The organism is Haemophilus parainfluenzae T3T1, from assembly GCF_000210895.1.
In the GTDB taxonomy this organism is placed as follows: domain Bacteria; phylum Pseudomonadota; class Gammaproteobacteria; order Enterobacterales; family Pasteurellaceae; genus Haemophilus_D; species Haemophilus_D parainfluenzae_A.
The window spans coordinates 809,659-825,000 of the sequence record NC_015964.1 but is presented as its reverse complement, the minus strand read 5'-3'; the positions used below and the strand labels follow the sequence as shown (position 1 = coordinate 825,000).

General features: G+C 39.9%; 10 protein-coding genes. 3 read left to right on the top strand and 7 right to left on the bottom strand.

Features of this window, described 5'->3' with window-relative positions; translation table 11 throughout:
* Nucleotides 1–132 precede the first annotated feature (132 nt).
* Genes metN through PARA_RS04165 form a run of 3 tightly spaced genes read left to right on the top strand, consistent with a single transcriptional unit; the run spans nt 133 to nt 2,722 of the window.
* On the top strand, nt 133–1,170 hold the full coding sequence (gene metN / locus PARA_RS04175; protein ID WP_014064679.1) for a methionine ABC transporter ATP-binding protein MetN: 1,038 nt from the start codon (nt 133–135) through the stop codon (nt 1,168–1,170).
* Entirely contained in the window at nt 1,160–1,852 is a 693-nt protein-coding gene (locus PARA_RS04170; RefSeq protein ID WP_014064678.1) for a methionine ABC transporter permease, read from the top strand. Before metN ends, PARA_RS04170 begins: the two co-directional genes overlap by 11 nt.
* Nucleotides 1,853–1,891: 39 nt before the next feature.
* Nucleotides 1,892–2,722 carry a MetQ/NlpA family lipoprotein gene (locus tag PARA_RS04165; protein ID WP_014064677.1) on the top strand — a complete coding sequence of 277 codons (831 nt, stop codon included), beginning with the start codon at nt 1,892–1,894 and terminating at the stop codon, nt 2,720–2,722.
* Between the two features lie 185 nt (nt 2,723–2,907).
* On the opposite strand, the gene rpoC is transcribed toward PARA_RS04165, so the two are convergent.
* From rpoC to tal, 7 genes are all read right to left on the bottom strand, one after another.
* Nucleotides 2,908–7,158: a DNA-directed RNA polymerase subunit beta' gene (gene rpoC / locus PARA_RS04160; RefSeq protein ID WP_014064675.1), complete on the bottom strand. Its 4,251-nt coding sequence runs from the start codon at nt 7,156–7,158 to the stop codon at nt 2,908–2,910.
* 123 nt (nt 7,159–7,281) lie between these two features.
* Nucleotides 7,282–11,310 (bottom strand): DNA-directed RNA polymerase subunit beta, encoded by a 4,029-nt coding sequence (rpoB, locus tag PARA_RS04155; RefSeq protein WP_014064674.1) that lies wholly within the window; start codon nt 11,308–11,310, stop codon nt 7,282–7,284.
* Between the two features lie 295 nt (nt 11,311–11,605).
* Nucleotides 11,606–11,977, bottom strand: a complete 372-nt coding sequence (gene rplL, locus PARA_RS04150) for a 50S ribosomal protein L7/L12 (protein ID WP_014064672.1) — start codon at nt 11,975–11,977, stop codon at nt 11,606–11,608.
* Nucleotides 11,978–12,031: 54 nt separating this feature from the next.
* The gene (gene rplJ / locus PARA_RS04145) at nt 12,032–12,523 is read right to left on the bottom strand and encodes a 50S ribosomal protein L10 (RefSeq protein WP_014064671.1); all 492 of its coding nucleotides are present in this window, start codon (nt 12,521–12,523) and stop codon (nt 12,032–12,034) included.
* A gap of 312 nt (nt 12,524–12,835) precedes the next feature.
* Nucleotides 12,836–13,225: a RidA family protein gene (locus tag PARA_RS04140; RefSeq protein WP_014064670.1), complete on the bottom strand. Its 390-nt coding sequence runs from the start codon at nt 13,223–13,225 to the stop codon at nt 12,836–12,838.
* A 79-nt stretch (nt 13,226–13,304) separates the two neighbouring features.
* Nucleotides 13,305–14,051, bottom strand: a complete 747-nt coding sequence (locus PARA_RS04135; RefSeq protein WP_014064669.1) for a VacJ family lipoprotein — start codon at nt 14,049–14,051, stop codon at nt 13,305–13,307.
* 200 nt (nt 14,052–14,251) lie between these two features.
* Complete coding sequence (gene tal / locus PARA_RS04130; RefSeq protein WP_014064668.1) at nt 14,252–15,205, bottom strand: transaldolase; 954 nt, start codon at nt 15,203–15,205, stop codon at nt 14,252–14,254.
* Nucleotides 15,206–15,342: the final 137 nt, after the last annotated feature.

Here is a 15,342-nt window from a genome sequence, read left to right as displayed (position 1 = left end):
TTTATCCTTAATATAAGCAATAATAAGTCATAACCGATCCGTCTAAAAAAGATCCCGTAACATATTGACACAGCATTCTAGACGTCTAGAATACAAATGAAATTCAAATATTAACTGAGAACAAGGGCTTATATGATTAAGCTAAATAACATTACGAAGATTTTTACACTTCCGGATAAAAAACTGACCGCACTTGATAATGTTTCATTACATGTGCCGAAGGGGCAGATTTGTGGTGTCATTGGTGCCTCTGGTGCAGGTAAAAGTACACTTATCCGTTGTGTAAACTTATTAGAAAGACCGACTCACGGTGCTGTGCTCATCGATGATGTGGATCTGACTCAGCTTTCTGACGCTGAATTAGTGAAAACACGCCGCCAAATCGGCATGATTTTCCAACATTTTAATTTATTGACCTCTCGAACCGTTTTTGAAAACGTAGCATTGCCACTTGAATTAGAAAATAAATCGAAAGCAGAAATTCAAGAAAAAACGACCGCACTTTTAGCGCTTGTAGGATTAAGTGATAAACATAATGTGTATCCTGCTAATCTCTCTGGTGGTCAAAAACAACGAGTAGCGATTGCGCGTGCACTTGCAAGCGATCCAAAAGTCTTACTTTGTGATGAAGCCACCAGCGCATTGGATCCGGCCACAACTCAATCCATTCTAAAATTATTAAAAGAAATCAACCGCACTTTAGGTATCACCATTCTTCTTATCACCCATGAAATGGAAGTGGTTAAACGTATCTGCGACCAAGTTGCCGTGATTGATAAAGGCCGCCTGATTGAACAAGGCACGGTTAGTGAGATTTTCTCTAATCCGAAAACAGAATTGGCCCAAGAGTTTATCAGCTCGACCTTCCACATTACGTTGCCAGAAGAATATTTAGAAAATTTATCTGATACGCCAAAACACGCTAAATCGTATCCAATCATCAAATTTGAATTTACCGGTCGTTCCGTCGATGCGCCATTACTTTCTCAAGCATCGAAAAAGTTTGGTGTGGAACTCAGTATCTTAACATCACAAATTGATTATGCCGGTGGCGTTAAATTTGGCTTTACGATTGCTGAAGTTGAAGGTGATGAAGATGCAATTACACAAACCAAAGTTTATTTAATGGAAAATAACGTTCGAGTAGAGGTGCTAGGCTATGTTCAATGAGTTATGGGCAACATTTAGCCAACAATTCCCCGATAACTTCGCGAGTTTACTGACGGTATCGACCGTTGAAACAATTTATATGTCAGTATTATCGACATTAATTGCGGCTTTATTAGGCTTACCACTGGGTTTTTTAACCTTCTTAACCAATAAAGGGGCGATTTTAGAAAACAAAAAACTCAATGCGTTCTTAAACGTCATTATTAATATCGGACGTTCAATCCCTTATATTATTTTGTTACTTGCTTTAATTCCGCTTACCAGTTGGTTACTTCCTGGCGGTAGTATTGGTTCTAATGCTGCAATTGTGTCATTAAGTGCAGCGGCAACACCATTTTTTGCTCGCCTAACAAGTAATGCACTCTTTGAGATTCCAACCGGTTTAACAGAAACCGCAAAAGCAATGGGCGCAACCAATTGGCAAATTATTCGTAAATTCTATTTACCTGAATCATTACCAACGATTATTAATGCCATTACGCTCACTTTCGTGACATTAATTGGCTATACCGCAATGGCGGGAACGCAAGGTGGTGGCGGCTTAGGAAGCCTCGCCATTAACTATGGTGTCTATCGTAATATGCCATCGGTAACTTGGGCGGCAACGATTGTTATCGTGATTATCGTGATGCTCAGCCAAAAATTAGGCGATACGCTCGCAAAACGAGTGGATCACCGTTAATTATTTTCTATACCATTTTATTCACAACAAGGAAAAAACATGAAATTAAAAAACTTATTTGCTATAACCGCTATCGCGTCAGCATTAGTATTAACAGGTTGTAAAGAAGAGAAAAAAGCAGATGCAGTGTCAACTGCGCCTGCAGCAACATCAATCAAAGTTGGTGTAATGGCGGGTCCTGAACACCAAGTTGCAGAAACTGCTGCAAAAGTGGCAAAAGATAAATACAACTTAAATGTTGAATTTGTTTTATTCAATGACTATGCGTTACCAAATACTGCTGTATCTAAAGGTGATTTAGATGCTAACGCAATGCAACACAAACCTTACTTAGATGAAGATGTAAAAGCGAAAAACTTAAACAATCTAGTGATCGTTGGTAACACCTTTGTTTACCCGCTTGCTGGCTATTCTAAAACCATCAAAAATGTAAATGAATTAAAAGATGGCGCGAAAGTTGTTGTGCCAAATGACCCATCAAACCGTGGTCGTGCATTAATCCTTCTTGAAAAACAAGGTTTAATCAAACTTAAAAATTCTAACGATCTTCTTTCAACTGTCGCAGATATCGTTGAAAATCCGAAAAACTTAAAAATTTCTGAAGTAGATACCTCTGTTGCAGCTCGTGCATTAGATGATGTTGATCTTGCGGTTGTAAATAACACTTATGCTGGTCAAGTTGGCTTAAATGCACAAGATAACGGCGTATTTGTAGAAGACAAAGATTCTCCATACGTAAACATCATCGTTGCGCGTACTGATAACAAAGACAGTAAAGCGATCCAAGATTTCGTGAAAGCATACCAAACTGAAGAAGTTTACCAAGAAGCGAAAAAACACTTTAAAGATGGTGTTGTAAAAGGCTGGTAATCTTAGCTTAAACTCAATATTTTAAGGCCACCAACAAGGTGGCCTTTTATTGATGAAAAGAAAGTGCGGTCAGTTTTTACAATACTTTTCCAAAAGAAAAATTCATTAAAAACTGACCGCACTTTCTTTATTGAGATAATAAAAAACCCGAGCCTAAACTCGGGTTTTATTTTATCGATTAGCGATTACTCTGCATCATCTGCCATATTAAGCATTTCTGCCAAGTTAGTTGTTGCATCATCTGCTGTCATCACGAATTCATCAGCAATTGCTGCTTCATCGTCTTCAGACAATTTAATCACAACATCATCTACAATACGTTTTTTATGACGACCTTGGTGATACGCAAAACCAGTACCTGCAGGGATTAAACGACCTACGATTACGTTCTCTTTCAAGCCACGTAATTCATCACGTTTACCCGCCACCGCTGCTTCAGTAAGCACGCGAGTGGTTTCTTGGAACGATGCCGCAGAAATGAAGGATTCTGTCGCCAATGACGCTTTGGTAATACCAAGTAATTCACGTTCGAATTCAACTGGTGGTTTACCTTCCGCTTCACGTTTACGGTTCACAATTTTCACGCGAGCCACTTCAACTTGTTCCCCTTCGAGGAATTCGCTGTCATAAGCTTTAGTGATGACTGCTTTACGTAACATTTGACGTACGATTACTTCGATGTGCTTATCGTTAATTTTTACCCCTTGTAAGCGGTAAACTTCTTGCACTTCGTTCACGATATATTCAGTTACAGCACGAACACCACGTAAACGTAAGATATCGTGTGGAGTCTCTGCACCATCAGAAATCACATCACCACGTTCTACCATCTCGCCTTCAAATACGTTGAGTTGACGCCATTTTGGAATCATTTCTTCGTAGATTTCACCTTCAGTTGGGGTGATTAACAAGCGACGTTTACCTTTGGTTTCTTTACCGAAGGACACGATACCTGAAATTTCAGCCAAGATTGCTGGCTCTTTCGGTTTACGTGCTTCGAATAAATCAGCAACGCGTGGAAGACCACCGGTAATATCTTTAGTACCCACAGATTCTTGTGGAATACGTGCAAGTGGTTCACCCACTTTCACTTCCGCACCGTCATCTAAACTTACGATTGCTTTACCTGGTAAGAAGTATTGTGCAATAACGTCAGTTTCAGGTAAGAAGATATCGTTACCTTTTGCATCAACTAATTTGATGGTTGGACGTAAATCTTTACCTGCAGTTGCACGTTCACCCACGTCTTGTACCACGATAGAAGAAAGACCAGTTAATTCATCCGTTTGACGAGTTACAGTTAAACCGTCCACGATATCGATGAATTTCACAAAACCTGATACTTCAGAGACAACTGGCATGGTATGTGGATCCCAGTTTGCTACTGTTTCACCCGCTGATACTTCTTGACCATCTGCTTTATTCAACACAGTACCGTAAGGCACTTTATAGTGTTCTTTCGTACGACCAAATTCATCTGTAACGGTTAATTCAGTATTACGAGAAGTTAAAACTAATTTACCTTCGTCATTAACAACGAATTTCGCGTTAGCAAGGTGTAAAGTACCGTTGTTTTTGATTTGTACGCTAGATTCTTTCGCTGCTGCAGAAGCTGCACCACCGATGTGGAACGTACGCATGGTTAACTGTGTACCTGGCTCACCGATAGATTGAGCAGCGATAACACCAACTGCTTCACCTTGGTTGATGAGGTGACCACGCGCTAAGTCACGACCGTAACATTTCGCACATACACCGAAGTCAGTATCACAAGTTACAACAGAACGTACTTTTACGCTGTCCACTGAGTTTGCATCTAACACATCACAAAGTTTTTCATCTAATAAAGTGTTACGTGCAATTAAGACCTCTTCTGTACCTGGTTTGTACACATCTTCAGCTACAACACGACCTAACACTAATTCGCGAAGTGGAACTTTCTCATCACCACCTTCAATTAATGGAGTCATGACTAAGCCTTCGTGTGTACCACAGTCATCTTCAACGATCACTAAGTCTTGTGCCACGTCAACTAAACGACGAGTTAAGTAACCAGAGTTTGCTGTTTTTAATGCGGTATCCGCCAAACCTTTACGCGCACCGTGGGTTGAAATAAAGTACTGAAGTACGTTCAAACCTTCACGGAAGTTCGCTGTAATTGGGGTTTCGATGATCGAACCATCTGGACGCGCCATCAAACCACGCATACCTGCTAACTGACGAATCTGAGCTGCAGAACCACGCGCACCAGAGTCAGCCATCATAAAGATACTGTTGAAAGAAGCTTGTTTCTCAGGGTTACCTTCACGGTTGATTACTTCTTCCTGAGATAAGTTTTCCATCATCGCTTTCGCTACGCGCTCATTCGCCGCAGCCCAAATATCGATGACTTTGTTATAACGTTCGCCAGCTGTTACAAGACCAGATTGGAACTGTTCTTGAATTTCTGCCACTTCTTCTTCCGCTGCAGAAATAATTTCGTATTTTTTCTCTGGGATAACCATATCGTCGATACCCACAGAAGAACCTGAACGAGCAGCATAAGCAAAACCGGTATACATAATATGGTCAGCAAACATTACCGCTTCTTTCAAACCTAAACGACGATAAGCTTCGTTGATAAGTTTAGAAATTGCTTTTTTACCTAATGTTTGGTTGAACAATGAATAAGGCATACCTTTTGGTGCAATCATCCATAAGATTGCACGACCGATAGTGGTGTCGGTTAATGTGGTTTTCTCTTCGAATTCGCCAGCTTCATTTTTCACATATTCAGTAATACGTACTTTAACGCGAGAATGTAACTCTGCTTCACCTGTGCGATATGCTTTTTCAGCTTCGCGCGGATCTTGCAATAACATGCCTTCACCTTTACCGTTTACTTTTTCACGGGTCATATAGTAAAGACCCAACACCACGTCTTGTGATGGAACGATAATTGGATCACCGTTTGCAGGTGAAAGTACGTTGTTGGTTGACATCATTAACGCACGCGCTTCTAACTGAGCTTCAAGTGTTAATGGGACGTGAACCGCCATTTGGTCACCATCGAAGTCCGCGTTGAACGCTGCACAAACAAGTGGGTGTAACTGGATTGCTTTACCTTCGATTAGAAGTGGTTCAAACGCTTGGATACCTAAACGGTGAAGTGTCGGTGCACGGTTCAATAGAATTGGGTGCTCACGAATAACTTCTGCCAAGATATCCCAAACGATCGCGTCTTCACGCTCAACCATTTTCTTAGCCGCTTTGATTGTAGTTGCATAACCACGGCTTTCTAATTTTGCGTAGATAAACGGACGGAATAATTCCAATGCCATTTTCTTCGGTAAACCACATTGGTGTAAGTGCAAGTATGGACCTACAGTGATTACAGAACGGCCTGAATAGTCAACACGTTTACCTAATAAGTTTTGACGGAAACGACCTTGTTTACCTTTGATCATATCCGCAAGTGATTTCAATGGACGACGGTTAGACCCCGTAATCGCACGACCACGACGACCATTATCTAATAACGCATCAACAGATTCTTGTAACATACGTTTTTCGTTACGCACGATAATATCTGGTGCGATTAAATCCAATAAACGTTTTAAACGGTTGTTACGGTTGATCACGCGACGATATAAATCGTTCAAGTCAGAAGTTGCAAAACGACCACCATCTAATGGTACTAACGGACGTAAATCTGGTGGAAGTACTGGTAATACAGTCATCACCATCCACTCTGGTTTGTTACCAGATTGTTGGAAAGCTTCTAATAATTTTAAGCGTTTAGTGATTTTCTTACGTTTGGTTTCAGAGTTAGTTTCTTGTAACTCTTCACGTAATTTTTCACATTCCACTTCAAGATCAATACCTTTAAGTAAATCTTGAATTGCTTCAGCACCCATTTTCGCTTCGAATTCATCTTGCCAGCGGTCTTCTGCATCAAGGAATTGTTCTTCAGTTAATAACTGTCCACGTTCCAAATCGGTCATACCCGGTTCGGTTACGATGTACATTTCAAAGTAAAGCACACGCTCAATATCACGTAACGGCATATCAAGTAATAAACCGATACGGGACGGAAGTGATTTTAAGAACCAAATGTGTGCCACAGGACAAGCCAATTCAATGTGGCCCATACGTTCACGACGCACTTTAGTTTGTGTTACTTCAACACCACATTTTTCACAAATCACACCACGGTGTTTTAAGCGTTTATATTTTCCACATAAACATTCGTAATCTTTTACTGGCCCGAAGATACGTGCACAGAAAAGACCGTCACGCTCAGGTTTGAACGTACGATAGTTGATTGTTTCAGGTTTTTTAACTTCACCAAATGACCAAGAACGGATCATGTCTGGAGAAGCTAACCCAATTTTAATCACATCAAAATCTTCACTGGTTTTTGATTGTGCTTTTAAAAACTTAACTAAGTCTTTCACAAATAGTCTCCTGTCGGAGTTAAGGGTTTCAAAGTGCGGTCAAAAATATTTTGTTTTTTAACCGCACTTCGGCGATTTCTTCCTTTTGCTTCCCCTGCGTACAGGGGAAGACCGGTTTGTCGATTACTCTTCGTCTAGCTCGATATTCAAACCAAGTGAACGGATTTCTTTCATAATTACGTTGAAAGATTCCGGTGTACCCGGATCCATTTGTTGGTTGCCACCGACGATGTTTTTATACATCTTCGTACGGCCGTTCACGTCATCGGATTTCACAGTTAACATTTCTTGTAAGGTGTAAGCAGCACCGTATGCTTCAAGTGCCCATACCTCCATCTCACCGAAACGTTGACCACCGAATTGTGCTTTACCACCAAGTGGTTGTTGAGTAACAAGACTATAAGAACCTGTTGAACGAGCATGCATTTTGTCATCAACTAAGTGGTTCAATTTGAGCATGTACATATAACCTACGGTTACTGGACGCTCGAATTTCTCACCAGTACGGCCATCGTATAACGTGATCTGACCTGAAGTTGGTAAGCCACCAAGTTTCAACATTTCTTTGATTTCTTGCTCATCAGCACCATCAAACACTGGTGTTGCTACCGGTAAACCTTTACGTAGGTTTTCTGCTAAACGCATGATTTCGTCATCACTAAAGGTGCTTAAATCCACTTTTTGTGCACCATGACCTAAATCGTATGCTTTTTGCATATAGCCACGAAGTTTCTCAACATCTTGTTTTTGTTTGATCATCGTATTGATTTGATCACCGATACCTTTAGCAGCTAAGCCTAAGTGAGTTTCTAAGATCTGACCGATGTTCATACGAGATGGTACACCCAGTGGGTTCAATACGATTTCAACCGGTTGACCGTTTTCATCGTATGGCATATCTTCCACTGGATTGATTTTTGAGATAACACCTTTGTTACCGTGACGACCCGCCATTTTATCACCCGGTTGAATGTGACGTTTCACCGCTAGGTAAACTTTAACCACTTTTAACACGCCTGGTGCGAGGTCATCGCCTTTAATGATTTTCTTACGTTTTACTTCAAGTTTGTGTTCAAACTCTTTACGTAATTCTTCATATTGCTCAGCAAGCTGTTCTAATTGGTTTTGTTTTTCTTCATCTGAAATGGTTTGTTCTAACCATTTGGTGCGATCCATTTTATCTAATTGAGCCGCATCAATACCACCAGCGATAAGTAGATTACGCACACGAGCAAACAAGCCAGCTTCTAAGATTTCTAATTCATCAGAAAGGTCTTTCTTAGCTTGTTTTAACTGCATTTCTTCAATTTCTAATGCACGTTTGTCTTTTTCTACGCCATCACGGGTGAAGACTTGAACGTCAATTACAGTACCGCTTACGCTATTTGGTACACGTAATGAAGAGTCTTTCACATCAGATGCTTTTTCACCGAAGATTGCACGTAACAATTTTTCTTCTGGTGTTAATTGAGTTTCGCCTTTAGGGGTGACTTTACCGACTAAGATGTCGCCACCTTTTACTTCAGCCCCCACATACACGATACCAGATTCATCCAATTTGCTTAATGCAGATTCACCTACGTTTGGAATATCCGCAGTGATTTCTTCAGAACCTAATTTAGTATCACGCGCCACACAAGATAATTCTTGAATGTGGATTGTCGTGAAGCGGTCTTGTTGTACAACACGCTCGGAAACTAACATTGAGTCTTCGAAGTTATAACCGTTCCAAGGCATGAACGCCACACGGATATTTTGACCTAATGCTAATTCACCTAAGTCTGTTGAAGGACCATCTGCTAACACTTCACCACGGTTAATTGGATCGCCTAAATTCACACAAGGAATTTGGTTGATACACGTATTTTGGTTAGAACGGGTGTATTTAATTAAGTTATAAATATCAATACCCGCTTCGCCTGCTACAGTTTCGTCTTCATTTACTTTAATAACGATACGAGAAGCATCAACATATTGAACTATACCACCACGTTTCGCTACAACCGCCACACCTGAGTCAAGTGCGATTGGTTTTTCCATACCTGTACCCACTAACGGCTTATCAGCACGTAAAGTAGGAACCGCTTGACGTTGCATGTTCGCACCCATTAAGGCACGGTTCGCATCGTCATGCTCTAAGAATGGAATTAACGCTGCAGCCACAGATACCACTTGTTGAGTTGAAACGTCCATATAGTGAATTTCTTCTGGTTTATAAAGACCAGATTCACCGCGTTCACCACGTGCAGTAACGAATGCATCTGTAAAGCGATTATTCTCATCAAGGTTTGAGTTCGCCTGTGCAATGATGTAGTTTGCTTCATCAATTGCAGATAAGTATTCGATTTCTTCGGTTACTTGACCATCAACCACTTTACGATATGGAGTTTCTAAGAAACCGTAATCGTTCGTACGAGCAAACGCAGAAAGTGAGTTGATCAAACCGATGTTTGGACCTTCAGGGGTTTCGATTGGACATAAACGACCATAGTGGGTGTTATGTACGTCACGTACCTCAAAGCCTGCGCGTTCACGCGTCAAACCGCCTGGACCTAATGCAGAAATACGACGTTTATGTGTTACTTCTGATAATGGGTTGTTTTGGTCCATGAATTGCGAAAGTTGTGAAGAACCAAAAAATTCTTTCACTGCCGCAGAAATTGGTTTTGGATTAATTAAGTCTTGTGGCGTGATCGCATCTAAATCACCTAAAGATAAACGCTCTTTAACTGCTCTTTCTACACGAACTAAACCAATACGGAATTGGTTTTCAGCCATTTCACCCACTGAGCGAATACGACGGTTACCCAAGTGGTCGATATCATCCACTTCACCACGACCATTACGAATGTCGATGAGTTTTTTCATCACACGAATGATATCGTCGTTACTTAAAATACCAGTACCCTCGCCTTCAGGAATACCTAACGAACGATTAAACTTCATACGACCTACTGCAGATAAATCATAACGTTCTGCAGAGAAGAATAAGTTATTGAATAATGCTTCTGAAGATTCTGGTGTAGGTGGTTCACCTGGACGCATCATACGATAGATTTCATATAATGCACTTACACGATCGTAAGTTGGATCAACACGTAATGTTTCAGAGATATATGGACCGTAATCTAAGTCATTGGTGAATAATGTTTCGATCACTTTATAGCCTGCTTGCGATAATTTCGCTAACACTTCTAAAGAAATCTCGCCATTTGCTGGGCAAATGATTTCACCTGATTCAAGATCTACATAATCTTTCGCTGCAACTTTACCTGCGATATATTCAGTTGGCACTTCAACTTGGGTCACATTATCTTTTTCTAATGCTTTGATGTGACGAGCTGTAATACGACGACCGCGTTCTACATAGACTTTGCCATTTGCTTCAATATCAAATGTTGCCGTTTCACCACGTAGACGTTCTGGCACTAATGTCATGAGTAATTTATTGCCAGCGATTTCGAAAGTTACTTTATCGAAGAATAAGTTTAAGATTTCTTCAACGGTGTAACCTAACGCACGTAAAATAATGGTTGCCGGTAATTTACGGCGGCGGTCAATACGCGCATATAAGTTATCTTTTGGATCAAATTCGAAATCTAACCAAGAACCACGGTAAGGGATAATGCGTGCGTTATAAAGCACTTTACCTGAAGAGTGTGTTTTACCTTTGTCAGAATCAAAGAATACGCCCGGGCTACGGTGTAATTGTGAAACGATAACACGCTCAGTACCATTGATAACAAAAGTACCGTTGTCAGTCATTAATGGGATTTCACCCATATATACTTCGCTTTCTTTAATGTCTTTGACTGCGCGTGATGAAGATTCTTTATCGTAGCTGACCAAACGTAATTTTACGCGTAAACCTGCTGCATAAGTTGAACCACGAATTTGACATTCACGTACATCAAATTCTGGCTCTTCTAAACGGTAATCAACATATTGTAATTCTGTATAACCGTTATTGCTTACGATTGGGAAAACAGAACGGAATGCAGCTTCTAAGCCTTGTTGACCTTCAGGATCTTTTTGAATGAATTTATCAAAAGAATCTAATTGGATGGTTAATAAATAAGGTACATTTAAAACTTGCGAACGTTTGCCGAAGTCTTTACGAATTCGTTTTTTCTCAGTATAGGAGTAACCCATTATTGGTTTTCCTCTGTAAATTTTAGTGAGACCGAGTTGATATAAAAAAGTGCGGTCAAATTGATTGACGCTTTTATTTATATCGGGGATTGACGCCGTTTCGGATACCGCACTCTGAACCTTACTTCTGTAGTGGGCTACTTAAATTAAAACGTCTGATTAATTTAAGTGGAAACAGATACCATTAAACGGAAAATGCCTATCTGTTTTTTGTGCTGTTTTTGATAGCACAAAATGGCTGATGGTAAACCACCAGCCATTAAGCCTGAGAAACAGGACATAAGTAAATCAAAAATTATTTGATTTCTACTTTTGCACCAGCTTCTTCTAATTCTTTCTTAAGTGCTTCAGCTTCTTCTTTAGAAATGCCTTCTTTTAAGTTAGCTGGAGCAGATTCAACTAAGTCTTTAGCTTCTTTTAAGCCTAAACCAGTTGCACCACGTACTGCTTTGATAACTGCTACTTTGTTAGCACCAGCTTCAGCAAGAACTACGTCGAATTCAGTTTTTTCTTCTGCCGCTGCTGCTGCACCGCCAGCTACTGGAGCTGCTGCTACTGCTGCTGCAGAAACGCCGAATTTTTCTTCCATCGCTGCGATTAATTCAACGATTTCAGTTACAGATTTAGAAGCAATCGCTTCAATGATTTGTTCGTTAGTTAATGACATAACAATCAATTCCTAAAATTAATAAAGTTAAATGAAGTAAGAAACGCTTAATGATTAAGCTGCTTCTTGTAATTTGTCGCGTAATGCCGCAAAAGTGCGAACAAGTTTGCCTGCCGCAGCTTCTTTCATTGTGCCCATTAAACGTGCAATTGCTTCTTCGTAAGTTGGTAATGTTGCTAAGAATTCAACATCTTGGATCTTACCTTCAAAGGCTGCACCTTTAATTTCAAACTTATCGTTTGCTTTAGCAAAATCTTTGAACAAACGTGCTGCTGCACCTGGGTGTTCATGAGAGAATGCGATAAGTGTTGGACCTACAAACGTATCTTGTAAGCATTCGAAATCAGTGCCTTCAACCGCACGACGTAATAAAGTATTACGAACAACGCGCATTGTTACACCAGCTTCACGAGCTGCTTTACGTAATTCAGTCATTTTATCAACAGTTACACCGCGAGAATCCGCGATTACTGCTGAAAGTGCACCTTTGGCTGCTTCATTTACTTCAGCAACAATTGCTTGTTTGTCTTGAAGATTTAATGCCATTGGCTTTTAGCTCCTGAATACACTCCGATTTCTCGGAATTAATTTACCTCATCGAAAGAGTTATCTTTCAGACTAGGACGACTTCGGTGCCCAGAAGCAAGAAATATTCTTATTCTGTTCACCATCTACGTAGGATTATTAAGACGATTATTGCTAACCATTCCCTACGGTCTTGGACGGGGCTTGAATAGGTCAAGCACCAACCAGAAATTTTACGCTAAGCGTAATTTAGGAGCGAGATTATAGTGATTAATCTCGCTCTTGTAAAGTCTATTGTAGAAAAAATCTGCAGATTTTAACCGCACTTTGCTATTATTTTCTTACCGCAATTGCTTCGATTTCCACACCTACATCTTTTGGTAATCGAGCGACCTCTACACAAGAACGTGCAGGGAAGTTAGGATGATTATTTTCTTTAAAGAACTTCTCATACTCTGCATTTACTGCTGCAAAATCATTCAGATCTTTCACAAACACAGTGGTTTTCACAATATCACCTACGGTCAAACCCGCTTGTTCAATAATCGCTTTCACATTCTCTAAAGATTGACGAGCTTGTGCCACAATATCTTTCGGCACTTCACCCGTTGCTGGATTAACCGGAATTTGACCTGATGTTAAAACCAAATTACCTAAATCTACCGCTTGAACATAAGGGCCGATTGCTGCTGGGGCTTTTTCTGTATGAATGATTTTAGTCATGATATTCTCCTTTAATCTTGACGTATAAACACGCTTGCTATCCTAACATATAAGTGTCTTAATACTTATATGAGTATTCTTAATCAATCTCTTTTAATACATCATCAGAGAGTTCTTTCTGTGAACCTTCTTTCACTTTGCCATCATTTACTTTAAATTCTAAATTCTGATAATAAGCTTCGCGGAAAGTAACATAAGGATCTTGTGCTTGATTTAGCAACTCGGTTTGATCCAATGTTTTCGAGCGTTTATCTACCGCTTGCACACCATATTTTACAAGTGACCACGGACCGCCTACCCAATTCCAGAACGGATAGGTATAAGCTGCATCGACTACTGCCCCCGTTAATTGACGAGGTGTCGTTGCATTATAAATTGGCAATACAATATAAGCGCCTGCATCTACACCATAGGTGCCCAATGTTTCACCAAAGCTACGTTGATCGTAAACTTGTAATTCCTTGCTTGCACTTGCAAAGTCAAATAAGCCACCGATACCAAAGGTTGAGTTAATCCAAAAACGGTTAAAGTGAACAAAGGCTTTTTTCGGTTCACCTTCTAATAAACGGTTAACAAAGCTCACTGGCTCATCCAAGTTGTTTGCCACATTGGATAAACCTTTTGTGACCGGTGTCGGCACGTAATCACGCCAGCCTTTTGCTGCTGGTTCCAACACATAGCGATCCATGACTTTATAGTTAAAATCAAACATCGTACGGTTAAAACCTTCTAATTTATCATTGCGTTCACCATCAGCTTTGGTTGCACAACCTGTTAAAATAGTCGTTGCCATTAAGCCTACCGCAAGTAAAGGTGCTTTTTTCATTCCACTTTCCTATTACAAAAAATTGTCTTCATTCTAACCAACTTGAAAGATAACTACAAAAGAATTTATTTAAGCCTTAATATTGCTCTTTCTGTTAGCCATTATTGAAATCGTATTTTTTAGTTTTCAAAAAATCACTTTTGCTCTCTGCATAAACAAAAAGTGCGGTTATTTCTAACCGCACTTTCATGTTTTTAAAATTAAAGTTTTGCTGAAAGCATTGCTTCTAATTTCTCTTGGTCAACTGCAAATTTGCGAATCCCCTCTACTAATTTCTCAACAGCCATCGCATCGCTGTTATGTTGCCAGTAGAATTCTGCTTCAGTTAATGGTTGAGGTTTCGCTTTTACTTCACCTTTGTAGTCTAGTTTACGTACAAGTGCGGTTGAATTTTCTTGTAATTCTTTAAGTAAAGCAGGTGCGATAGTTAAACGGTCACAACCTGCTAATTCAATAATTTCACCGACATTACGGAAACTTGCACCCATTACCACGGTTTTATAACCGTATTCTTTGTAGTAGTTATAAATTTTGGTTACAGAAATGACACCTGGATCTTCTGCTGGAGCATATTCTTTTTTATCAGTATTTGCTTTGTACCAGTCTAAGATACGGCCGACGAATGGTGAAATTAAATAAACACCCGCTTCAGCACACGCACGAGCCTGTGCTTCAGAGAATAATAAGGTTAAGTTACAGTTAATGCCTTCTTTTTCAAGAATCTCTGCTGCACGAATACCTTGCCATGTTGACGCAATTTTGATCAAGATACGATCATTTGAAATACCTGCCGCATTATAAAGTGCGATAAGTTTACGTGCTTTTTCAACGGTTGCTTGGGTATCGTAAGAAAGACGTGCATCCACTTCAGTTGAAATACGTCCTGGGACAATTTTTAAAATTTCTAAACCGATGTTTACTGCTAATTTATCTTCAGCATCAATTAATTGTTGCGCTTTATCTGCACTTTGCGCTTTGGCATAAGCAATCGCTTCATCAATTAATGGTGCATATTGTGGTAATGCTGAAGCACTTAAAATTAAAGATGGGTTTGTTGTTGCATCTTGCGGTTGGTATTTTTTAATAGCATCAATATCGCCCGTATCAGCCACGACGACGGTCATACTACGAAGTGAATCTAACTGAGTTGTCATTATATTCTCCTTGAATGGATTTGTTTGAATTCGACTGTCTTACGATAGCATAATTAGCTTTAAAAAGGTAATTCGTCCAGGAAAATATTTACGATAGGGAAAACCAATGCATTCTAAATTTATCCTCTCATACCATC

Bases quoted from the DNA above. Each gene is read 5' to 3' on its own strand.
- rplJ (WP_014064671.1), bottom strand. From the start codon at position 12,523: ATGGCATTAAATCTTCAAGACAAACAAGCAATTGTTGCTGAAGTAAAT.
- PARA_RS04165 (WP_014064677.1), top strand. From the start codon at position 1,892: ATGAAATTAAAAAACTTATTTGCTATAACCGCTATCGCGTCAGCATTA.
- rpoB (WP_014064674.1), bottom strand. From the start codon at position 11,310: ATGGGTTACTCCTATACTGAGAAAAAACGAATTCGTAAAGACTTCGGC.
- PARA_RS04135 (WP_014064669.1), bottom strand. From the start codon at position 14,051: ATGAAAAAAGCACCTTTACTTGCGGTAGGCTTAATGGCAACGACTATT.
- tal (WP_014064668.1), bottom strand. From the start codon at position 15,205: ATGACAACTCAGTTAGATTCACTTCGTAGTATGACCGTCGTCGTGGCT.
- PARA_RS04140 (WP_014064670.1), bottom strand. From the start codon at position 13,225: ATGACTAAAATCATTCATACAGAAAAAGCCCCAGCAGCAATCGGCCCT.
- metN (WP_014064679.1), top strand. From the start codon at position 133: ATGATTAAGCTAAATAACATTACGAAGATTTTTACACTTCCGGATAAA.
- PARA_RS04170 (WP_014064678.1), top strand. From the start codon at position 1,160: ATGTTCAATGAGTTATGGGCAACATTTAGCCAACAATTCCCCGATAAC.
- rplL (WP_014064672.1), bottom strand. From the start codon at position 11,977: ATGTCATTAACTAACGAACAAATCATTGAAGCGATTGCTTCTAAATCT.